Source organism: Sphingobium sp. RSMS (genome assembly GCF_005406185.4).
Taxonomy (GTDB): Bacteria; Pseudomonadota; Alphaproteobacteria; order Sphingomonadales; family Sphingomonadaceae; genus Sphingobium; species Sphingobium fuliginis.
Map to the genome: position 1 here is coordinate 823,447 of NZ_CM191257.1, position 21,352 is coordinate 844,798.

Genomic DNA, 21,352 nt, shown 5'->3' on the forward strand with positions numbered 1-21,352 from the left:
CCATCAACTACAGGTCGATGCCGTCACATTTTCCGGGTTGTAGATGCCTACGCCGCCTGTTGGTCCTGCATATTCGCGATTGTCCCGGACATACATCCCTGCGGTTTCAACCATGCTCGACAAGTTGAGCCAGCGCGATCCGATCAGCGGCTGATATCTATACGCCACCTCGGCAAGGATGACAGCGCCCCCCTCTGGAGCCTTGAGGGTTTGGCCATTGACCGAAATGCCTGTCAGGTTGGTGTCACCCTGCTTGCCGAAGCCGGAAGAGTAGGTCAGGCCGCCCCGGCATCGCTGCCAACGGATGCGGTAGCGATCGGTTGTGTTGGGATTGGCCACTGGTTCAAGGCTGGTGAGGACGACCTTGCCGTTGGAAAACAGGCCCAGGGCGGAACCCTGAAGGTCGGCACCCGTCATCAGATCATTTATTTGTGCTTCCGTTATCTGTTTGGTTGATAACAGGTCGCCTGTCCCAATACGGGAACCATCATCCGCGAGCCGTAACGCTAACTGGCTGACGCGCATTTTGGTGACTGTATAGTTGGCCAGCTCGGCAGCCGTAAGCGTAGCTACTAGGACGAATGGCAGGCATAGGGCGAATTCGACCACCGCGATGCCGTTCTGCGCGCGGCTTAGACCACCAATCCAGTTCGAACCGCGCGCAAAAATATTGCTGTTCCTCCTCATGGGCAATTCCTCACGACGGAAACAGGTTCGCCGGGTTTCTGGCCATAGGGCTGGTTGGTCAGCACGGTCTTTGCCGAGAGATGGACCTTGCCGGGTAGGCCGATCATCTTGTCCAGAGGGAAGAAGCGGGGATATTGGACGTCCACGATCATGACCACGGCTGCCTGGGTGCCGCCCTGACCTTCGCTGCCGCCGTCCGCATCCCGAACGCCATTGGCATTATTGTCCTGAAACGGTTCGCCATCATCGCATTTGCCGTTGCCGTTATTGTCATTATAAGGTTCTGCGACTGCCTGGGCTGCTTTCGTGTAGGAATAGAAGTTGCGACGGCTGATTCTCACTTCGGCATTGGCCGCCAGCCGCTTCACCTGATCTTCGATCTTCTGGTTGATGGCCAACTGCGTCGCCTCTTCCTGACCGCTTTCCAGCGTTGAATCCCGCGCCGCCTTCTGCACCACGCCCTGAAGCACGCCCTGCATGTACAGCGTATGCGCCAAGTCCAGCGCGCCAAGCATCAGTAGCAGGAACACGGGCGCGATCAGCCCGAATTCCGTGATGGCGGTGCCTCGCTGATCGCTGGATCGACGGAAAAGCGCTGCCACTGACATCAGCTTGTCAGCCTGAGTTGGGAAATCTGATTGGCGATATTGCGGAAAGTCTGTTGCAGGGCGGCCGAACTTTGGGCCGAGAAGAAGCGATCCTTACTGGCGCATGACTTCAGCATGTTTTCGATGGTAGTGTTCTTGGTACCGAACCAGACAACCCACACAGTGGTATTGGGCATGTTCTTGATTGCCGCGCACGCTGCTTGGGTACGCAGATTGATCTGCTGGGTCAGGGTAGCGTCCAGGTTTGGTAGATCCTCAGTCTGGGTATCTGTGGTTTGCCGGCGGTCCCAATAGGGAATGCCATAGGCTTGGTAGGTGTCGACTTCGGCATTGGCTTCGCCATCAGTCATGAAGATTAAATGACGTTGTATTTCACCGCCGCGCGGAGTCGTCGCGTTATTCGCTGCAAACAGGCCGGTCGGCGATAGCAATCTCCCGCCCCAAATGAGGCCTATATCGTGATAGGTGGCACCTCCCGGTGTTAAGGTGTCCACATAGCTGTCGAAGGCCGATGCGTTGGGCCACGGCTCGAGCAAATGCGCCGCTGCCGTTGTGCAGGTGTAGGATCCTTTGCCGAACTTGTTGTAGAAGGTAACTACTTCAGACCGGTTTCTTGTCGTTGGATCACTGAAGGAGGCCCCCCTTTTATAGATGATCTGGCCCAACGCAGGCGCCCACTGGGTGTCAGGGTCGTTGGTCGGCGGAGTATCGAGATCCAGGTCGAGCGCATCGTCAGGACGAGGCATGTAGCTTGTCGCCGCTACGGTTCTGCGTTCCTCTATGCACCCATCCCAAGAGATTGTCTGGTCCGAATAGTTGGTGCTGGACACCTTGTCTGTCGTATCTAGACCCGTTGTTCCGACAGGCAGCACGAGCGAAGCGGGTGAATTCCAGCCCGTGCCATTCTTGAGGGCGCGCAGATCGACTTGCACCGGATGATATCGCCACGCATTGAAGGTGACGGCATTGGGATCGAACTGGAATGTGCTGACATAGGTGTACCAGCGCGTGTAAGATCGAGAACGAATTCTATACTTGCATCCGTTGTTTCCGGAAACCCAGCTTGTGAATTCGCGCTGATCATCCTTCCATTTCTGCGATGCCTGCCAATTGCCGTTACCCTGAACGCCTCCATTTGTCTCATTCATGCCATTGGTGAGAGCTGCGGTGGAAGCGGTCAGTTCTCCGGGCTCCACATAGGTCGATTTACACAGCGCCTCCGTAGCTGTCCTGGCAGACTTGTCAGTCCAGCCTATGTTTGCCCAGTCGGTCTTGCCAACGTCTTCACTGGACACGACCTTGCCGTACACAACTGTTCGCTCGCGCGACTGATAGGTTGCGAAGTCCTTGAACCAGTTTGAAGGCAGCAGTTTGCCGACGTTGACGTTCGTATCATAAGGGACAAACCCGAACCGTATTTGCGTCTCCGCGCTTGTACCGCCAGAGGGCGCGTCACCGTCGCATTGGGCAACAGTGTCCAGGCGAGCCACTATCTCGTAAAAGCAGCGCACCGCACGACGGAGGCCAACTATTTTGGTTTCAGTGTCGCCAGAGATCGCCTGTCCCATCGATCCGGTCACGTCCAACACGAACATCACATCGGTATTCGGCAGGCGCATTTCGGCGTCGCAAGCGACCTCGATTGTTTTGGAATTAATGCCGAAAATCCGCATGATCGCCATCGGCAGCGGCACAGACGCCGTGCCGGTAACCTTTCCCGCGGACTCGCTGAACGATCGCATCACCGTTCCGCTGCCATAGGAGCCTGGCCGGAAATTGGCGTCGAACATCCCGTTTGCGGCATTCAGCGCCTGGTTGTTGTTGGCAGCCCATGCGCCGCCGCCCATGGTTTTGCGGCCGGCAAGTGCGCCGGCGTCGCAGGCTTGCTGCAGCCTCGACTTCGTCAGATAGATGCGGCTCATGTCGACACCACCGCCGATCAATCCCATAAGCGGAAGGACAGCAGCCGCCACCATGGCCAAGGTATTCCCCGCCTGATTGTGATAAAGCCGCATCAGAATGAACAGCGCGCGCTTGATCCGGTCGCTCATAATCCGCTCTGCCTTTACTTGCCCCGCACCCCCAATTCAGGCAGGGCAGCCCCATGCCCATCCAGGGGCAGTTGCCAGGATCACTATGCCGGTTGGGGTTAAAAAGCTGATAATTTCGGCCAAATCCATTTCCATCGATATAGGCGGATGGATATTGTGAGCGACGATCTCGCCCCATTGCCGTCGCTGCTCAGCGCCTATGCTGGCCCTGATGCGCCGCTTCATCGGTTTATCTGGGCGCTCGATGCCCGATTCTCGCGGCTCGTGGCGACGACGAGCGAGCCGATCATCGGGCAGATGCGCCTGGCCTGGTGGAACGATGCCCTGACCGATGAAAGCGGCGTCAAGGGGCGCGGCGAGCCGTTGATCGATGCGATGCGGAAGCTGGACGCCCTGCCGCCGTGCGGCCTGTCGCAATGGCTTGACGGCTGGGAGGCGCTGATCGGGGAGGTCGATCTTTCCGGTTATGCGGAGGGACGAGGCGGTGGCCTGTTTCGGGCGTTGGCGGGGCGGGAGGATATTCCATCCTGGCTCGACCGCGCGGGGGCGGCCTGGGCGTTGTGGGATTTGTCCGGACATGGTGCGGACCGGGAAGTCGCGGGCAGGGCAATCGAACTGGCGCGAGGATATATAACCGGCGACTGGCCGGCTTGGCCAAAGCAATGGCGCCCGTTGCGGATCGCCTATCAACTCGCGCGCCGCGACATAGAGGAAGGCCGATGTGCGCCGGCAGGATTGACCGCTGCGCTATATTGGCGATTGGTGCGCATCGCATTGTTGGGGCGATAAGGGGGATAGTGTGGAACGAGTTCTGGGGGGCGCGATGGCCGCATTGCTGCTGGCGGCGGGTGGGCTGTTCTGGTGGCAGGGGCGGGCGAACAATGAACCCGTGCCCCAGCCCCTGATCGGATCGCCCCCGCCGCCTGCCGTCGATGCGCTGCCAGAAGGCGATCCGGACGCTTCGGGCGATGCGCCGCCCATGCCTGGCGAAGCGTCGCCGCAAAGCCGCGAGCAGAAGCGCTTTGGCCGCTACGACCGCAATCGCGACGGCTTCATCACGCGGGTCGAGATGATGGGCAGCCGCGTCAAGGCGTTCAAGGCGCTCGACCGCGACAATGACAATCTCCTCTCCTTCGAGGAGTGGGCGGTGACGACGTCGGATCGCTTTGCCAAGGCGGACGGCAATGGCGACGGCAGGCTGACCCCAGCGGAATTCGCGACGACCGCGCCGAAACGCGCGGCCGCCGCCAAATGCAGATGCTGAAACGTCAGGCCGGCTGAAGTTCGCCCAGCCAGGCGCCCAGCGCGGCGCGGGCGCGGGATGTCATGGCTTCCTTGCGCTGCTTCTTCTTCACGTCGTCGAGCGGGGGGAAGAGGCCGAAATTGACGTTCATCGGCTGGTAATCCGCCGTCTCGACATTGCCGGTCACATGGCCCAGCAGCGCGCCGAGCGCGGTTTCCGGCGGCAGCGGCGCGAGCGGCCGGCCCAATATCTCCGCCGCGGCAAAGCGCCCGGCGAGCAGGCCTATGGCCGCGCTCTCGACATAGCCCTCGCAGCCCGTGACCTGTCCGGCAAAGCGGATATGCGGGGCGCTTTTCAGGCGCAAGGTGCCGTCCAGCAGCTTGGGGCTCTGGATGAAGGTGTTGCGGTGAAGCCCGCCCAGCCGGGCGAATTCCGCCTTTTCCAGACCGGGGATGGTGCGGAACAGTTCGACCTGCGCGCCATGCTTCAGCTTGGTCTGGAAGCCGACCATGTTCCACAGCGTGCCCGACGCATTGTCCTGCCGCAGTTGCACCACCGCATAGGGCCAGCGGCCGGTGCGCGGATCGTCCAGGCCCATCGGCTTCATCGGTCCGTGGCGCAATGTTTCCGGGCCACGCGACGCCATGACTTCGATGGGCATGCAGCCCTCGAAATAGGGCGTGTCCTTTTCCCATTCCTTGAAGTCGCTCTTCTCGCCGTCGAGCAGGCCCTGGACGAAGGCCTGATACTGCTCCCTGTTCATGGGGCAGTTGATATAGTCCTTCCCCTCGCCGCCGCCGGGGCCGATCTTGTCCCAGCGATTGGCCATCCAGCATTTGTCCATGTCGATGCTGTCGAAATGCACGACCGGCGCGATGGCGTCGAAAAAGGCGAGATGGTCGATGCCCGCCGCCTGCCCGATGCTGGCGGCCAGAGCAGGGGCGGTCAGCGGGCCGGTGGCGACGATGGTCATGCCCTCTGACGGCAGGGCGTCGATGCGTTCGCGCACGATCTCCACATTGGGATGCCCGGCCAGTGCCCGGGTGACGCCTTCGGAAAAGATGTGGCGGTCGACCGCGAGCGCCGACCCGGCGGGAACCTTGGCTGGTTCCGCCTGCGCCATGATGAGGGAGCCCAGCCGCCGCATCTCCTGATGCAGCAGCCCCACGGCATTCTTGTCCGCATCGTCGGAGCGGAAGCTGTTGGAGCAGACCAGTTCGGCAAGGCCATCGGTCTGATGCGCGGGGGTCATGTCGCCGCTCCCGCGCATTTCCGACAGGCGGACCTTCACGCCGGCCTGCGCCAATTGCCATGCCGCTTCCGTGCCTGCCATGCCGCCGCCGATGATGTGAACCTGATGCTTCGCCACTTTGCCCATTCTTCAATTCATGCGTTGTGGTGGGGCGTTTAGGTCAAAAGCGAGAAAAAGGAGAGCGCAAAATGATCGACCATATCGGCTTCGCGGTCAGTGATGCCGGACGATCGCGCGATTTCTACGATGAACTGCTGGGCGCGATCGGCCTCAGGCGGTTGCGGACGGTCGCTGCGGCGGAAAATGGCAGCGGCGGGGATGCCCATGGCTATGGCCGGGATGAGGACGCCTTCTTCTGGTTCGGTGACAATGAAGCGGTGGGTGAGGGGACGCATGTCGCCTTCCGGGTCGAGAACCGGGCGATGGTCCACGCTTTCCACGCGGCGGGGCTGCGCGCCGGGGGCAAGGATAATGGCGCGCCCGGCCTGCGGCCCCGCTATGGCGCGAGCTATTACGCCGCCTTCATCCTCGACCCCGACGGCATCAATGTAGAGGCGGTGTGCTATGCGATGGAGGAGCCGAGCGCTTCGGTGGACGGGGACGCGCCATAATAGGCGCTCTCGTCCAAAATCCCCTCCCGCTTGGCGACGATGGTGGCGACCAGCACCTGCCCCGCGACATTGACGGCGGTGCGGCCCATGTCGAGGATCGGATCGATGGCCAGCAGCAGCCCGGCGCCCTCCAGCGGCAGGCCGAGCGTGGAAAGCGTCAGCGTCAGCATCACGATCGCGCCGGTCAGGCCCGCCGTCGCGGCCGATCCGACGACGGAAACGAAGACGATCAGCGCATAATCCGCCGCATGAAGGGGAATGCCGTAGAAGCTGGCGACGAAGATCGCCGCCAGCGCCGGATAGATGGAGGCGCAGCCGTCCATCTTGGTGGTCGACGCCAGCGGAATGGCGAAGGCGGCATAGCCCCTTTCCACGCCCATGCGCTCCGTTACGGCTTCGGTGACGGGCAGCGTGCCGACCGAGGATCGCGAAACGAAACCGAGCTGGATCGCCGGCCACGCCTTGGCGAAGAAGGGCAGCGGCCTGAGCCCGTTTGCCGCCAGCAGCAGCGGATAGACGACCAGCAGCACCAGCGCGAGGCCCAGATAGATGGCTCCGGCAAAGCCGCCGAGCTGGGCGAGCGCGCTCCAGCCATAGGTGGCGATGGCGCTGCCGATCAGGGCGGCGGAACCGATGGGCGTCAGCCGGATGATCCAGCCCAGGATGGCGCGGACCACCGCCAGCAGGGAGCGGACGAAGGCCAGGAAAGGCTCTGCCTTCTCCCCGACCTTCAAGGTGGCGAGGCCGACGGCGATGGAGATCACCAGCAATTGCAGGATGTTGAAGGAAAGCGTGGTGGTCGCGCCGCCATCGTTCAGCTTGGTGCTGGCGGACAGGGCGAAGCTGTTGCCGGGAACCAGCCCCTTCAGGAAATCGAGCCAGCCGCCGACGGAGTCCGTCTTGCCGATCGCCAGCGCCTGCCCGTGCAGGCCAGAGCCCGGCTGGACGATCAGGCCGATGGCAAGGCCGATGACGACCGCGATCAGCGCCGTGATTGCGAACCAGAGCAGGGTCTGCCCCGCCAGCCGCGCCGCATTGTCGAGCGCGCGCAGATTGGCGATGGAGGCGACGATGGCCGCGAACACCAGCGGCGGCACCACGGCCTTCAGCAGGGAAACGAAGATCGATCCCGTCGTCTTGAGTGCGGTCGCCAGCCAATTGAGGTCGCCGTCCGGCGCGGTCCCCATGGCTCGCGCCGCCAGACCGAGCAACAGGCCGACCGCCATGCCGACCAGAACCTGAAATCCGAAACTGCGATAGTTGATGGCCATGGGTGCATTCCTTCGGGCGACCGACGCGCGATATGGTGAGCGATGCCGTCAAATGCGCGCAAGCAATTCTTTATGGGGGTGAACGCGGATAAGGACGCCCTCTTTCCGCGACTGGGACAGCAAACGGATTGGCTGTCGCAATCCACTATGCCACAGAATGGTCCTTGGTCCAGCAGGAGATGCGATTTGAGGAAATGGCGGGCGGTTCTTGCGGTCCTGACCGCTCCGGTGCTGTTCCTGCCGCACCCCGCGCAGGCCGCCGGCGACCCGGCATTGGCCAAGGACATTCTCGTCAGATCCATTGCGTTCCGGACGGTGGAGGGAGAGGGGCAGGTGCCCCGCCTCGCCGCCTATTATGCCTCGCTGCTGCAGCAGGCGGGATTTGCGGCGGGGGATGTGGAGATCACGCCGATGGGTGAGACGGCGAGCCTGGCCGCGACCATTCGCGGCAGCGATCCGCAGCTCAGGCCGCTGCTCCTGATCGGCCATATGGATGTGGTGGCCGCCAATCCGGCGGACTGGGCGCGCGATCCATTCCTGCCGGTTGAGGAGGATGGCTATATTTTCGGGCGGGGCGCGGAGGACAATAAATATGATGTCGCCATGATGGTGGCGACGTTGATGGGCCTGAAGAAGGAAGGCTGGCGACCGCGGCGGACCGTCACCCTGCTGCTGTCGGGCGACGAGGAAACCCATATGCGGACGAGCAGGGCGCTGGCGGAGAAATATAAGGACGCCGAACTGCTGCTGAACGGAGATGGCGGAGGCGGACTGCTGGACGAGGGCGGACGGGCGGTGCTCTATCAATTGCAGGCTGGCGAGAAAAGCTATGCGGATTTCGAGATCGCCTTCACCGATGCGGGCGGCCACAGCAGCGCGCCGACGCCGGGCAACCCGATCTATCGGCTGGCGCGGGCGATCGACCGCATCGCCGCCTATCGCTTCGCGCCGATGCGCAATGAACTGACCAGGGCATCGCTGGCCCTTTCGGCGGAGCGGATCGGCGGGGCCGTGGGTGAGGCGATGCGGCGCTATGCCGAGACGGGGGACCGGAAGGCGGCCGACCTGCTGTCGGACTATCCCGAATTTGTGGGGCAGGTGCGGACGACCTGCGTCGCCACCATGGCGCAGGCAGGCCACGCGCTCAACGCGCTGCCGCAAAGCGCGAAGGTCGACGTCAACTGCCGCATCTTTCCCGGCATTGCGGTGGATGCCGTGAAGGCGGAACTGGCGCAGGCCATTGACGATCCGGACGCCAGGATCACCACCCTGGACGACCCGCAGGCGAGCGATGCGTCACCGCTCCGCGAGGATGTGGTGAAAGCGGTCAAGGCAGCGGTTTCGGCCCGCTATCCGGATATTCCCGTCATACCCTCCATGTCGGCGGGGGCGACGGACAGCCTCTATTTCCGGGCGCTGGGGGTGCCGAGCTATGGCGTTTCCAGCCTGTTCCAGCGCGGCGAGGACGGCTTTGCCCATGGGCTGAACGAACGCGTGCCGGTGGCGGGGATACCGCAAGCGCTCGACCAGTGGGAGCGGATGGTGAAGGCCCTGGCGGGGTAGATCACCTTCCCCATGGGCTCCCGCCTTTGCAGGAGCCCATTGCAGGTCGGTCGTTTCAGCGCTGCGTGGCGACGCTGTTGGCCGCAGACAGCACCGCCTGAACCGAGGCCGTGGCGACATCCGTATCCGTGCCGATCCCGAAGATGGTCCGGCCATCGGGGGTGCGGCATTCGACATAGGCGGCCGCCGCGACATCCGTACCCGCGCCGATCGCATGCTCGCTATAGTCGGCGACCTCCAGATCGACTCCCAGTTCATCGCGCAGCGCCGCGAGAACCGAGGAGATCAGGCCGTTGCCGCGTCCGGAAATGCTCCGTTCGCCACCCTTGTGCGTGATCTTGCCGGTGAAGATGCGGTCGCCCGCCGCGCCGCTCTCATGATAGTCGATCAGGCTGTAGGGCTGTTCGCCCGTCAGGCGATAATGGGTTTCGAAGGCGGTCCAGATGTCGGCGGCGTTCAGTTCGCGGCTGCTTTCGTCGGCCAGCGCCTGCACGACCTTCGAAAAATCGGCCTGCATGCGCTTGGGCAGCTTCAGCCCCTTGTCCTGTTGCAGCACCCAGGCGACGCCGCCCTTGCCGGACTGGCTGTTCACCCGGATCACCGCTTCGTAATCGCGGCCCAGATCCTTGGGGTCGATCGGCAGATAGGGCACGTCCCAGATCTGGTCGTTGCGCGCTTCCTGCGCGGCGAAGCCCTTCTTGATGGCGTCCTGATGGCTGCCGGAAAAGGCGGTGAACACCAGTTCGCCGGCATAGGGATGGCGCGGGTGGACGGGCAACTGGTTGCAATATTCGACGGTCTGGATGACTTCATCGATGTCGCTGAAATCCAGGCCGGGATTGATGCCCTGCGTGTACATGTTGAGCGCCACGGTCACCAGATCGCAATTGCCGGTGCGCTCGCCATTGCCGAACAGGCAGCCTTCGACGCGATCCGCGCCCGCCATCAGGCCCAGTTCCGCCGCCGCCACGCCGGTGCCGCGATCATTATGGGTGTGCAGCGAGATGACGACGCTGTCGCGCTTGCTGATGTTGCGGCAGATCCATTCGATCTGGTCGGCATAGATATTGGGTGTCGCCGCCTCTACCGTGGCGGGCAGGTTCAGGATCAGCGGACGCTCCGGCGTGGGCTGGAGGATTTCCATCACCGCTTCGCAGCATTCCAGGCTGAAATCCAGCTCTGCGGTGGAAAAGGTTTCGGGCGAATATTCGAAATGCCAGTCGGTGTCGGGCTGCTTCGCCGCATTGTCGCGCAGCAGCTTCGCGGCGGTGATCGCGATGTCCCTGATCTGCGGCCGGTCCATCTGGAACACGATGTTGCGCCAGGCGGGGGATACGGCGTTGTAGACGTGGACGATGGCCTTCTTCGCGCCGCGCAGGGATTCGAAGGTGGTGGCGATCAGGTCTTCGCGCGCTTGCGTGAGCACCTGAGGGAACACATCGTCGGGGATCGCGCCGTCGCGCACCAGGCCGGAGATGAAGTCGAACTCGGTCGCGCCAGCACTTGGGAACCCGATCTCGATCTCCTTGACGCCGACCTTCACCAGCAGGTCGAAGAAGCGGCGCTTCTTTTCCGCATTCATCGGGTCGATCAGCGACTGGTTGCCGTCGCGCATGTCGGTCGACAGCCAGCGCGGCGGGGCGGTGATGACGTTCGACGGCCACTGGCGGTTCGGCAGGTCGACCTGAGGGAAGGGGCGGTATTTCAGCGAGGGATCGGTCAGCATCATGACGAAAATGGCTTCTCTGCATACGGGCGAGCGTGTTGGGGCCTGCCCGGTGGTACGACTATCTGCTTGATTATGCCCTTAGGCGGATTGCCGCGTCATTCAAGCGAAGAGCAGCACAAAAACCACGCCTAAGGGCGTGTAAGTCGTAGCAGGGGAAGAAGCGCGCGCTGCATAATGGGAGCGCCATAGCCCGAATCGACCGGCAAGCGCAAGGGGGAGGACACAGGCCCTCGCTCCTCCCGATTGCGGAAGGAGTGGGGAGGGGCGCGGCGTCACCGGCGCGTCGACCGGTTAGCGAAGAAGCTCGCTTCGCTCGCGCCCTTCCCAACCCCCTCCCGCGGGCGGGAGGGGGATTGCCTTTCGTGCCCGTGGCTTATTTCTGGAAAGCGACGACGATCTTCAGTTCCACGGCGTCACCGACCATCGGCACGCCATAGCCCATGCCGAAATCGCTGCGCTTGATCGTGGTCGTGGCGACGAAGCCGACATTTTCCTTGCCGCCCATCATCGCCGGCGCCTTGCCCGCGCCGTAGAATTCGGTGTCCAGCGTCACCGGCTTGGTAATGCCCTTGATGGTCAGGTTGCCGGTGATTTCCGCCTCGTTGCCCTGCGCTTTCACGCCCGTCGACACGAAGGTCGCCTTGGGGAATTTGGCGGAGTCGAAGAATTCCGGCTTCATCAGATGTTCGTCGAGCTTGGCGATGCCGGTCTTGAGGTTCGTCACCGGAACCTCGACCGAAACCTTGGCGGCCGAGGGGTTTTTCGGATCGAGCGTCAGCGTGCCGGTCGATTCGGAAATGACGCCCAGATTGTTGGTGAAGCCCATATGGTCATAGGCGAAGAGGATCTGGGTGTGGCCGGGATCGATCGTATAGGTGCCGCCGGTCACGCGCGCGGCGTCCTTCGCGCCGGGGGCGGGCGGCATCTGCTGGGCGATGACGGCGCTGCCGCCGGCAAGGGCGACAAGGGCGGCGGCGGGGATCAGATATTTGCGCATGAAGGATAATCTCCGAAAGCGATCAAGGGACGCCGCTACGATAAGCGACGTCCCTTGATTGTTCCAGAGCCGTAACCGGAAACAAAGGGTTACCGGATCGGCTACCTACCACCCCGTTGCCGGGATGGCGGGCGGCTTTCAGTTCTTGTCCTTGTCGACCAGCTTGTTGGCGCCGATCCAGGGCATCATGGCGCGCAGCTTCGCGCCGGTTTCCTCGATCGGGTGACGCTGCGAAGCGATGCGGCTTGCCTTGAGTTCCGGCTGGCCGGCGCGGTTGTCGAGCACGAAGTCCTTGACGAAGCGGCCCGACTGGATGTCGGCCAGGACGCGCTTCATTTCCTTCTTCGTCTCTTCGGTGATGATGCGCGGGCCGGTCTTGATGTCGCCATATTCGGCGGTGTTCGAGATCGAATAGCGCATGGTGGCGATGCCGCCTTCATACATCAGGTCGACGATCAGCTTCAGTTCGTGGAGGCATTCGAAATAGGCCATTTCCGGGGAATAGCCCGCCTCGACCAGCGTTTCGAAACCGGCCTGGACCAGCGCGGTGGTGCCGCCGCACAACACGGCCTGCTCACCGAACAGATCGGTTTCGCATTCCTCGCGGAAGTTGGTTTCGATGATGCCGGAGCGGCCGCCGCCGACGCCCGAAGCGTAGGAGAGGGCGATGTCATGGGCATTGCCGGTCGCGTCCTGATGAACGGCGATCAGGCAGGGCACGCCGCCGCCGCGCAGATATTCGCCGCGGACGGTGTGGCCCGGGCCCTTGGGCGCGATCATGATGACGTCGACGTCCTTGCGCGGCTCGATCAGCCCGAAATGCACGTTGAGGCCGTGCGCGAAGGCCAGTGCGGCGCCGGGGCGCAGATTGGCGTGGATGTCGGCGGCATAGACGGCGGCCTGATGCTCGTCGGGCGCCAGGATCATGAGCACGTCGGCCCAGGCAGCCGCTTCGGCGTTGTGCAGCACCTTGAAACCCGCGCCCTCAGCCTTCTTGGCGCTGGGCGAACCGGAGCGCAGCGCGATGGCGATTTCGGCAACGCCGGAATCGCGCAGATTCTGCGCATGGGCGTGGCCCTGGCTGCCATAGCCCAGAATGGCGACCTTCTTGCCCTTGATCAGGCCGATGTCGGCGTCGCGATCGTAATAAACCTTCATTTGACGTTCCTTCTTTCCGTTCGGGTGGCGCCTTGCGGAGCCGAGATTTGCGGTGAGGGGGACCACCTGCGCGGCGAGGGGACCGCCCTCACCCTCCCATCGCTTTGCGGCGTCGAAAAGAGGCACATGACTCTTTTCGACCTCCCTCTCCCGGCGGGAGAGGGGTGATTTCTTCAGTTCGGCTCCTTGCCGCGGATCAGGCCGACGACGCCGGTGCGGCCGACCTCTACCAGGCCGATCTGCCGCATGAGGCCGACGAAATTGTCGATCTTGTCGGTGGTGCCCGTGATCTCGAAGATGAAGCTCTCAATCGTCGTGTCGACCACCTTCGCGCGGAAGACGTCGGCCAGGCGAAGCGCCTCGATCCGGTCTTCTCCCACGCCCGCGACCTTGACCAGCGCCAGTTCGCGTTCGACGAAGGGGCCGTTGTCGGTAAGGTCGGTCACCTTGTGCACCGGCACCAGCCGTTCGAGCTGGGCGATGATCTGGTCGATCACCTTGGGCGGGCCGCTGGTGACGATGGTGATGCGGCTGATCGCATGGTCGGGGGTGATGTCGGCCACGGTCAGGCTGTCGATATTATAGCCGCGCGCGGTGAACAGGCCCGCGATGCGCGCCAATATGCCCGCCTCGTTCGAAACCGTCAGCGACAGGACATGCCGCTCGCTAATCTCTTCCTGAATATGCATCAGATGCTTCCGTTGTCCGGTTCTTCGCGCTCATGGCGCTCTGAAATCATGCCCGTGAAGGCGTAGTGCCATGCGCCGTCGTCGCGATGGGCGATCCGCACCGGGAAGCCCGCGATCGCATCGAACATCCGCGCCAGATGCTCGCCCACATAGCGCGGGCTGACCAGCAGGCGGCCGATGTGGCGTTCGTGAAAATCGAAGCCCGCATCCAGATGGACTTCCCAATCCTCATTCTCCGGATCGGCATGATCCACCGTCCAGCCGGTCAGTTCGGACCTGCCGGCCAACCGTTCGAAATCGAAGGGTTCGCTCACATGGATGCGGAGCTTCAGATGTTGCGTCACGCCGCCATCCTCACACCAGCGCCTTCGCCTCGTCCGACATGACGCCTTCGACCTGGCTGGGGTCGAGCAGCATGTCGGTATGCGCCGCGCCCGACGGGATCATCGGGAAGCAGTTGGAAAGCTTCGCCACGCGGCAGTCCACGATCACCGGACCGGGCGTGTCGATCATCTGGCGGATGCCCGCCTCCAGTTCCTGCGGCCCCTCGATGCGGATGCCGGTCCAGCCATAGGCCTCCGCCAGCTTCACGAAATCGGGCAGGCTGTCGGAATAGCTGTTGGAATAGCGGCTTTCATAGGTCAGTTCCTGCCATTGGCGGACCATGCCCATATATTCATTGTTGAGGATGAAGATCTTGACCGGCAGGCGATACTGGCTGGCCGTCCCCATTTCCTGGATGTTCATCTGGATCGATGCGTCGCCCGCGACGCAGACCACCAGACTGTCCGGATTGCCCAGTTGCGCGCCGATGGCGGCCGGGAAACCGTAGCCCATGGTGCCGAGGCCGCCGGAGGTCAGCCATTTATTGGGCGCGTCGAAGCCGAAATGCTGGGCGGCCCACATCTGGTGCTGGCCGACCTCGGTCGTGATGATGACGTCCTTCGCCAACCGCGAAGCCTTGTAGAGCTGGGCGATCGCCTCCTGCGGCATGATCTCTTCGCGGCTTTCCGGATAGGCGAGGCTGTTGCGCGCGCGCCAGCCGTCTATCCGCGCCCACCATTCGCCAAGGTCCGCCGCCTTGTGCCCGCGATCCTTCCAGAGCGCGATCATGTCCGCGAGGGCATTGCCGACGTCCGCGATGATCGGCAGGTCGACCTCGACCGTCTTGTTGATCGAGCTGCGGTCGATGTCGATGTGGATCTTCTTCGCATGCGGGGCGAAGGCGTCCAGACGGCCCGTCACGCGGTCGTCGAAACGGGCGCCGACGCAGACGATCAGGTCCGCCTTGTTCATCGCCCAATTGGCTTCATAGGTGCCGTGCATGCCCAGCATTCCAAGCCATTGGCCGGACGAAGCGGGAAAGGCGCCCAGACCCATCAGCGTCGAGGTGACGGGCGCGCCGGTCATCGCGGCGATCTCGCGCAGCAGGGTCGAGGCTTCGGGACCGGAGTTGATGACCCCGCCGCCGGTGTAGAAGATCGGACGCTCCGCAGCCGCCAGCATCTCGACCGCGCTGGCGATGGCGGCCGGGTCCGCCTCGGTCTGCGGGCGGTAGCTGGCATGTTCGAAGCTTTCCGGCTTCCTGTAGGGCGCGGTGGCGATCTGGACATTCTTGGGAATGTCGATGACGACCGGGCCGGGGCGGCCGGTGGTGGCGATGTGGAACGCCTCATGGACGACGCTCGCCAGCTTGCCGGGCGACTTCACCAGATAATTATGCTTCGTGCAGTGGCGCGTGATGCCGACCGTGTCCGCTTCCTGGAAAGCGTCCGTGCCGATGAGCTGCGTCGGAACCTGCCCGGTGATGACGACCATCGGGATCGAATCCATCAGCGCGTCGGTGATGCCGGTGACGGCATTGGTCGCGCCGGGGCCGGACGTGACGAGCACGACGCCGGGCTTGCCGGTGGAACGGGCATAGCCTTCCGCCATATGGGTCGCGCCCTGTTCGTGGCGAACGAGCACATGGCGGATCTTCGGATGATTGAAGAGTGCGTCATAAATGGGCAGCACCGCGCCGCCCGGATAGCCGAACACGACCTCGACCCCCAGGTCGATCAGGCACTCAACCAATATGTCCGCGCCGCTCTTTTCGGCCACGATGGCTCCTTCCATTCGATAATTGCTGCGCCCTCTGCTCCAGAAGCGGAAGGATGGCAAGGCGGCTGCGTCTATTGGACATAAAATGGCAAGTCAATAGTTATTGTTGTAATTTTATTGCCAATTCATCGATAATTTCCACATCAATCTGTCGCGCCTCTCGGGGCCATTCCGGCGGAGGCTGGCGCGAAAACCAGGTATATTGCCGTTTCGCATATTGGCGGGTGGCGATCCGGCCGCGTTCCATCATGGTCTCCCGGTCGATTTCCCCTGCCATCCAGGCGGCGATTTCCGGTACGCCGATGGCGCGCATCACCGGCAGGTCGGGAGAGAGGTCGCGGGCGAGCAGCGCCTCGACTTCCGCTACGGCGCCGCCGTCCACCATCTGCCCGAAGCGCAGGTCGCAGCGCGCGATCAGCCAGTCGCGCGGAGGCAGCAGGATCATGGGCGAAAGAGCGACGTGCGGGCCTATGCCCCCGCTCTTGCGCCGCTGCCATTCGGAGAGGGGCTGGCCGGTCGAGCGGACCACCTCCAGAGCGCGGGCGACGCGGCTGGTGTCGGCGGGGGCGAGGCGGGCGGCGGCGGCGGGGTCTTCCTTCGCCAGCGCGGCATGGGCCTCCGCCACTGGCATGGCGCGGACGGCAGCGCGGACGGCGGGGTCGATGTCCGGGACCGGGGCGATGCCGTCCAGCAGGGTGCGCAGGTAGAGCCCGGTGCCGCCGACCAATATGGGGAGCCGTCCGGCCTCATGCGCCTTGCCGATTTCATCGCGGGCTTCGGCGGCCCAGCGGGCGGCGGTGCAGGCTTCCGCGCCGTCGATATGGCCGAACAGGCGGTGGGGAACGCCGGCCATTTCCTCCTCGCTGGGGCGGGCCGAGAGGATATGGAGGTCGGCATAGACCTGGCTCGCATCGGCGTTGATGACGATGCCGTTCGCCGCGCGGGCCAGGCGAACCGCAAGCGCGCTCTTGCCGCTGGCGGTGGGCCCGGCAATAAGCGCCACGCGCGGGCGGGATTCGCCCTGTGAAGTGTCAGGAGTTTCCATGTTCGTTGCGACCTTAGTGGCAAGTGGCGCCTTGAGTCAGGACAATATTGCCGAGGCTGCCGGCCGGCTCGCCACGGCGGGTTGCACGCCGGTGGATAGCAAGTGGCTGGACGAGGGCAAGGCGGCGGACATTTTCTTTGGGCTTGATCCGATTGCCGCGCGCGCCGCGCTGACCGGCATTGGCGACCGCGTGGATGTGATCGTCCAACCGGTGGGGGGGCGGGAGAAGAAGCTGCTGATCGCCGACATGGACTCCACCATGATCACGGTCGAATGCATCGATGAACTGGCCGACTATGCCGGGATCAAGGCCCAGATCGCGGAAATCACCGAGCGGGCGATGCGGGGCGAACTCGACTTCGCCGGCGCGCTCCATGAGCGGGTGGCCTTGCTCAAGGGGCTGGCGGACGCGGCCATCGACCAGTGCAGGGCCGAGCGGGTGAAGATCATGCCCGGCGCCCGTGCCCTGGTGCGCACGATGAAGGCGAGGGGAGCGAGGACGCTGCTCGTGTCGGGCGGCTTCACGCGCTTCACCGGACCGGTGGCGGAGGAGATCGGCTTCGATGCCGCCGTCGCCAATGTGCTGGAGATCGCGGACGGGGCCTTGCTGGGCACGGTGACGGTGCCGATCGTCGATGCGGCGCGCAAGCGGGCGGAACTGGAAGCGGCGATAGAGGGCGGGATCGACCGGACGCTGACCCTGGCCGTGGGCGATGGGGCGAACGACATTCCGATGATCCAGGGGGCCGGGCTGGGGGTCGCCTATCACGCCAAGCCCAAGACGCGCGAAGCGGCGGCGGCGGAGATCGTGCATGGCGATCTGTCCGTGCTGCTCTATGCGCAGGGTATTGCTTCGGCGGAGTGGGTCGGGATTTGATCCCGGCGCGACCTGCTCTTGTTGAGGGGAACCGGTGAGGCGAGTGGTTCGAGCCCGTCCTGCCGCCTGAGCCAGGTTCCTGCCTGCGCAGGAGCATGGCGGACTTGGGACGGCGGGAGCATCGCAGCCCGGCTCGGTTAATCGTTGCTCGGGCACGACTCGTCGTCATTGCGCAGCGGTAATGGAATCGAATCCGACCGCCGGTCGTTACACTCGCGCTGCAACCCGCAGCGTCCACATTCTAACCGGCGCACGGTCCTCGCAGCGCCAAGGGAGAGGGTATGAAAATCAGGCTATTGGCACTTCTCGGCGGCACGGCGCTCGCATTGAGCGCATGCGCGTCGACGAGGGACGAACCCATCGCCCCCGCGCCGCCGGTCGGCCCGGGCGCGATCAGCGGCACTGTCGCGGCAGACCGCAATGGCGACGGCATCGTCGATGGCTATTATTCGCCCGACGGCATGTATCATGAGATTCAGGGACCGCCCTGTCCGCCGCCCCCGCCGCCTCCGCCGCCCTCCCGTCGCGGAGAACGCGGCTGATAAACGCAGTTGTCCGGGCGCGGCGCCTTTGCCGCGCCCCTTTCCTCCGTGCCGCCCTGCTTCCCGCGCTTCTGCTGACGGCCTGGCCCGGACAGGCCATTGCGCAGCCCGGCGCGGTTGCGGACTCCCAGCGCACCAGCGTGGCGGCGGAAATCCGCTCGTCCGTGGGCGGCAAGCTGAGGGATTTCTACGCCCCGCGCGGCTATTGGCCGCTCTGGATCGAAAAGGGCAGGGTCGGGCCGCAAGCCGATGCCCTGATCGCATTGATCGAGGGGGCCGATGCGGATGGGTTGAAACCCAGGGATTATGAACCGCGCGAACTCAAGGCCCTGATGAAGGAGGCCGATGCGAACGGCGATCCCCGGCTGCTGGCGCGGGCGGACATCGCCTTGTCCAAGGCCTTCGCCGCGCTGGTGAGCGACATGCGCAAACCCTCGCGCAAGGTGAAGGTGCGCTATCTCGATCCGGAGGTGGAGCCGAAGGATGAGGAACCGAAGGAGATTCTGCGCGCCGCCGCGGTCGCGCCGTCCTTTGTCGACTATGTGCGTTCGTCCGGCTGGATGAGCCCCTTTTACGTGAAGCTGCGCGACGCCCGGGCGACTTTCGCAAGGCGTTGGGGCGGACTGCCGCAAGTGCCGGTGCCGACCGATGGGAAGCTGCGCCCCGGCATGAAGGCTGGCGCCGTGGCGCTGCGCCGCCGCCTGGGGTTGGAGGGCGGAACCGCCTATGACAAGGCGCTCGTCGCAAGGGTGAAGGCGTATCAGGGCGATCATGGCCTGAAGCCGGACGGCGTCGCGGGCGCCGCGACCATCGCCGCGCTGAACCGGGGCGATGACTATTATGACCGGCTGATCGCGCTCAACCTGGAACGCACGCGGCTGCTGCCCGGTCCGCAGGTGCGGCATGTGGTGGTCGATGCGGCCTCCGCCCGCCTCTGGTATTTCAGCAAGGGCGTGCAGGACGGCACGATGAAGGTGGTCGTCGGCGCGAAGGAAAGCCAGACGCCGATGATGGCGGGCATGGTGCGCTATGCGACGCTCAATCCCTATTGGAACGTGCCGTCCGATCTGGTCGAGCGGAAACTCGCGCCGCGAATGCTGAACGGCGCCTCGCTGACGAAGCTGCGCTATGAAGCGCTTTCCGACTGGAGCGCCAATGCGCAAAAGCTGGAGCCGGCCGCGATCGACTGGCGCGCGGTGGCCGACGGGCGCACCGAATTGCGCGTGCGCCAGCTTCCCGGCGGCGACAACGCCATGGGGAAGGTCAAGTTCATGTTCCCCAACGATCTCGGCATCTACCTGCACGACACGCCATCGCGCGACCTTCTGGCGAAGCCGGCGCGGCAGTTCAGCAATGGCTGCGTGCGGCTGGAGGATGCGCAAAGGCTGGGCCGCTGGTTCTTCGGCAAGCCGCTGAAGCCCGACAGCGACAAGCCGGAACAGCATGTGCCTCTGCCCCAGCCCGTGCCGGTCTATCTGACCTATCTGACCGCCGTGCCCACCGCGGGCGGGGTGCAGTTCATGCCCGATGTCTATGGGCGCGACGGCATCTAGAGCATCGTGCGGAAAAGCCTGTCCTGCATCTGTCGAAGGGTGGGAACCGGTTTCTGCCTGAAAGGATGCGGCATCAGAAATCTGGAGCGCGCGGCCGGCGTCCGACCTGACGCAGCGCGCTCCAGCCGATTTCGGTCAATGCGCGGCCAGCATCCACAGCGCCATGGCGACCATCATGACATTCTCCGTCAGGGAGACGAAACCGAGCGGCACGTTGCCGCTGCCGCCGACGCAGGCGCATTTGAGTTCGCGCTTTTCGAGATAGACGGCCTTGAAAACCGAAACCGCACCGATCCCGCCGATGAAGAGCGCCACGGGTATCGACAGCCATTCGAGCGCACCCGCCAGCATCAGCACGCCTGCACCGAGTTCAAGGAAGGGATAGACATATCCATAGGGGACAAGACGGCGGGCGAGCAGGTCGTAATTCAGGAACATGGTCGCAAAGCGGTCCACATCCTGCAATTTCAGCATGGCGAGCAGCATCATGGAGATCGCGATGAAGCGCTCCGCCGTCATGATGCCGATGAGCGGCATCTCCGTCAGCCAGTTGGTCGCCAGGGCAAGCAGGACCGCGACCGCGAAGACGGCGAGGACCGGCCTGTAGCTTTTCGCCTGCGGATCAGCGACCGTCAGGCCGAAAAGGCGGCGAAGATCGTCATGGCCGCCGATCCTTTGCCCGTCGATGAAGATCTGCGGCGTCGTTCCGACATTGTGCGCCGCCTTGAAGGCGTCGGTTTCGGCGCGGCTGGTAAGCCAGTGATCCTCGACCTCATAACCCTTGCGCTTCAGCAGCCATCTGGCCTTGAGTCCGAAGGGGCAGATGTGGCCAGGCATCACCATGCGGTAAAGGACGGCCTTGCCGGGAACTGGGGTGGAGGCGGCCACTGTGGTCATCGCATCGCTTTCTCTTGAGAGGTTCGCTTCGCACCCCATATGGGGTCCGTACCACGGTCCGGAGTCAAGCATGGCGATGACGATTTCCGGTCTGGCGCGCGCGGGCGGCGTCGGCGTCGAGACCATACGCTTCTATCAGCGGCGCGGCCTGCTGGATACACCCGACCGGCCGGAAGGCGCCGGTCTTGCGGGCGGCGTGCGGCGCTATGGCGAGGAGGATGCACGGCGTCTGAGGTTCATCCGCTCGGCGCAGGCGGCCGGATTCACGCTGGACCAGATCGGGGAGTTGCTGCGGCTGGATGCGGGACAGGACCGCGCGCGGGCGCGTGAACTGGCGGCGGAGCGGCTGGCGGCGCTGGACCTGAAGATCGCGGAACTGGAGACGGCACGGGACAGCCTGCGGCGACTTGCCAGCGCCTGCCATGCCTCGCAGGAAGGCCCTTGCCCGATCATCTCCGCCTTTGAGGAGTAGGGGG

The 21,352-nt window shown here is 63.9% G+C and carries 21 protein-coding genes; 8 read left to right on the plus strand and 13 right to left on the minus strand.

Annotation, left to right across the window (positions count from 1 at the left end; translation table 11 throughout):
• Positions 1-3: 3 nt before the first annotated feature.
• Genes EGM87_RS03815 through EGM87_RS03825 form a run of 3 tightly spaced genes read right to left on the minus strand, consistent with a single transcriptional unit; the run spans position 4 to position 3,346 of the window.
• Positions 4-687, minus strand: a complete 684-nt coding sequence (locus EGM87_RS03815; RefSeq protein ID WP_137709823.1) for a TadE/TadG family type IV pilus assembly protein — start codon at positions 685-687, stop codon at positions 4-6.
• On the minus strand, positions 684-1,295 hold the full coding sequence (locus EGM87_RS03820) for a TadE/TadG family type IV pilus assembly protein (RefSeq protein ID WP_025549072.1): 612 nt from the start codon (positions 1,293-1,295) through the stop codon (positions 684-686). The genes EGM87_RS03815 and EGM87_RS03820 overlap by 4 nt, the downstream gene beginning before the upstream one ends.
• On the minus strand, positions 1,295-3,346 hold the full coding sequence (locus EGM87_RS03825) for a Tad domain-containing protein (protein ID WP_137709822.1): 2,052 nt from the start codon (positions 3,344-3,346) through the stop codon (positions 1,295-1,297). Before EGM87_RS03825 ends, EGM87_RS03820 begins: the two co-directional genes overlap by 1 nt.
• Before the next feature lie 147 nt (positions 3,347-3,493).
• Between EGM87_RS03825 and EGM87_RS03830 the strand changes: the two genes are divergently transcribed.
• Together EGM87_RS03830 and EGM87_RS03835 are read left to right on the plus strand one after the other, a co-directional pair.
• Entirely contained in the window at positions 3,494-4,135 is a 642-nt protein-coding gene (locus EGM87_RS03830) for a hypothetical protein (protein WP_137709821.1), read from the plus strand.
• A gap of 10 nt (positions 4,136-4,145) precedes the next feature.
• A complete protein-coding gene (locus EGM87_RS03835) occupies positions 4,146-4,610 on the plus strand; it encodes an EF-hand domain-containing protein (protein WP_025549075.1) in 465 nt (154 codons plus the stop codon).
• 4 nt (positions 4,611-4,614) lie between these two features.
• Here the strand turns inward: EGM87_RS03835 and trmFO are convergent, their stop codons facing one another.
• Complete coding sequence (gene trmFO / locus EGM87_RS03840; RefSeq protein WP_171010031.1) at positions 4,615-5,967, minus strand: methylenetetrahydrofolate--tRNA-(uracil(54)-C(5))-methyltransferase (FADH(2)-oxidizing) TrmFO; 1,353 nt, start codon at positions 5,965-5,967, stop codon at positions 4,615-4,617.
• Positions 5,968-6,029: 62 nt separating this feature from the next.
• Between trmFO and EGM87_RS03845 the strand changes: the two genes are divergently transcribed.
• The gene (locus tag EGM87_RS03845) at positions 6,030-6,452 is read left to right on the plus strand and encodes a VOC family protein (protein WP_044662029.1); all 423 of its coding nucleotides are present in this window, start codon (positions 6,030-6,032) and stop codon (positions 6,450-6,452) included.
• Here EGM87_RS03845 and EGM87_RS03850 read toward each other — a convergent pair.
• Entirely contained in the window at positions 6,404-7,723 is a 1,320-nt protein-coding gene (locus tag EGM87_RS03850; RefSeq protein WP_137709820.1) for a dicarboxylate/amino acid:cation symporter, read from the minus strand. The genes EGM87_RS03845 and EGM87_RS03850 overlap by 49 nt on opposite strands.
• A 237-nt stretch (positions 7,724-7,960) precedes the next feature.
• Here EGM87_RS03850 and EGM87_RS03855 point away from each other — a divergent pair, with 237 nt between their 5' ends.
• Positions 7,961-9,286, plus strand: coding sequence for a M20/M25/M40 family metallo-hydrolase (locus EGM87_RS03855; protein WP_044663112.1), 1,326 nt, complete (start codon positions 7,961-7,963; stop codon positions 9,284-9,286).
• Between the two features lie 55 nt (positions 9,287-9,341).
• Here the strand turns inward: EGM87_RS03855 and leuA are convergent, their stop codons facing one another.
• The 7 genes from leuA to miaA all read right to left on the minus strand — a co-directional run bounded on the left by leuA (position 9,342) and on the right by miaA (position 17,007).
• The gene (gene leuA / locus EGM87_RS03860) at positions 9,342-11,015 is read right to left on the minus strand and encodes a 2-isopropylmalate synthase (RefSeq protein ID WP_137709819.1); all 1,674 of its coding nucleotides are present in this window, start codon (positions 11,013-11,015) and stop codon (positions 9,342-9,344) included.
• Between the two features lie 373 nt (positions 11,016-11,388).
• Positions 11,389-12,012 carry a YceI family protein gene (locus EGM87_RS03865; protein WP_137709818.1) on the minus strand — a complete coding sequence of 208 codons (624 nt, stop codon included), beginning with the start codon at positions 12,010-12,012 and terminating at the stop codon, positions 11,389-11,391.
• A 138-nt stretch (positions 12,013-12,150) separates the two neighbouring features.
• Positions 12,151-13,296, minus strand: coding sequence for a ketol-acid reductoisomerase (gene ilvC, locus EGM87_RS03870; protein WP_316252055.1), 1,146 nt, complete (start codon positions 13,294-13,296; stop codon positions 12,151-12,153).
• Between the two features lie 47 nt (positions 13,297-13,343).
• The gene (gene ilvN / locus EGM87_RS03875) at positions 13,344-13,859 is read right to left on the minus strand and encodes an acetolactate synthase small subunit (protein ID WP_044662034.1); all 516 of its coding nucleotides are present in this window, start codon (positions 13,857-13,859) and stop codon (positions 13,344-13,346) included.
• The gene (locus EGM87_RS03880; RefSeq protein ID WP_137709816.1) at positions 13,859-14,203 is read right to left on the minus strand and encodes a hypothetical protein; all 345 of its coding nucleotides are present in this window, start codon (positions 14,201-14,203) and stop codon (positions 13,859-13,861) included. The genes ilvN and EGM87_RS03880 overlap by 1 nt, the downstream gene beginning before the upstream one ends.
• A gap of 10 nt (positions 14,204-14,213) precedes the next feature.
• A complete protein-coding gene (locus EGM87_RS03885) occupies positions 14,214-15,962 on the minus strand; it encodes an acetolactate synthase 3 large subunit (RefSeq protein ID WP_137709815.1) in 1,749 nt (582 codons plus the stop codon).
• A gap of 100 nt (positions 15,963-16,062) precedes the next feature.
• On the minus strand, positions 16,063-17,007 hold the full coding sequence (gene miaA, locus EGM87_RS03890; protein WP_137709814.1) for a tRNA (adenosine(37)-N6)-dimethylallyltransferase MiaA: 945 nt from the start codon (positions 17,005-17,007) through the stop codon (positions 16,063-16,065).
• On the opposite strand from miaA, the gene serB reads away from it, so the two are divergent.
• From serB to EGM87_RS03905, 3 genes are all read left to right on the plus strand, one after another.
• Entirely contained in the window at positions 17,006-17,884 is an 879-nt protein-coding gene (gene serB, locus EGM87_RS03895; protein ID WP_137709813.1) for a phosphoserine phosphatase SerB, read from the plus strand. The two genes, miaA and serB, sit on opposite strands and share 2 nt — an antisense overlap.
• 281 nt (positions 17,885-18,165) lie before the next feature.
• Complete coding sequence (locus EGM87_RS03900; protein ID WP_025552117.1) at positions 18,166-18,426, plus strand: hypothetical protein; 261 nt, start codon at positions 18,166-18,168, stop codon at positions 18,424-18,426.
• A 140-nt stretch (positions 18,427-18,566) separates the two neighbouring features.
• Positions 18,567-19,979: a L,D-transpeptidase family protein gene (locus EGM87_RS03905; RefSeq protein WP_503345422.1), complete on the plus strand. Its 1,413-nt coding sequence runs from the start codon at positions 18,567-18,569 to the stop codon at positions 19,977-19,979.
• 135 nt (positions 19,980-20,114) lie between these two features.
• Here EGM87_RS03905 and EGM87_RS03910 read toward each other — a convergent pair whose 3' ends face one another.
• Complete coding sequence (locus EGM87_RS03910; protein WP_137709811.1) at positions 20,115-20,876, minus strand: MauE/DoxX family redox-associated membrane protein; 762 nt, start codon at positions 20,874-20,876, stop codon at positions 20,115-20,117.
• Between the two features lie 70 nt (positions 20,877-20,946).
• On the opposite strand from EGM87_RS03910, the gene EGM87_RS03915 reads away from it, so the two are divergent.
• On the plus strand, positions 20,947-21,348 hold the full coding sequence (locus EGM87_RS03915; RefSeq protein WP_137709810.1) for a MerR family transcriptional regulator: 402 nt from the start codon (positions 20,947-20,949) through the stop codon (positions 21,346-21,348).
• Positions 21,349-21,352 lie beyond the last annotated feature (4 nt).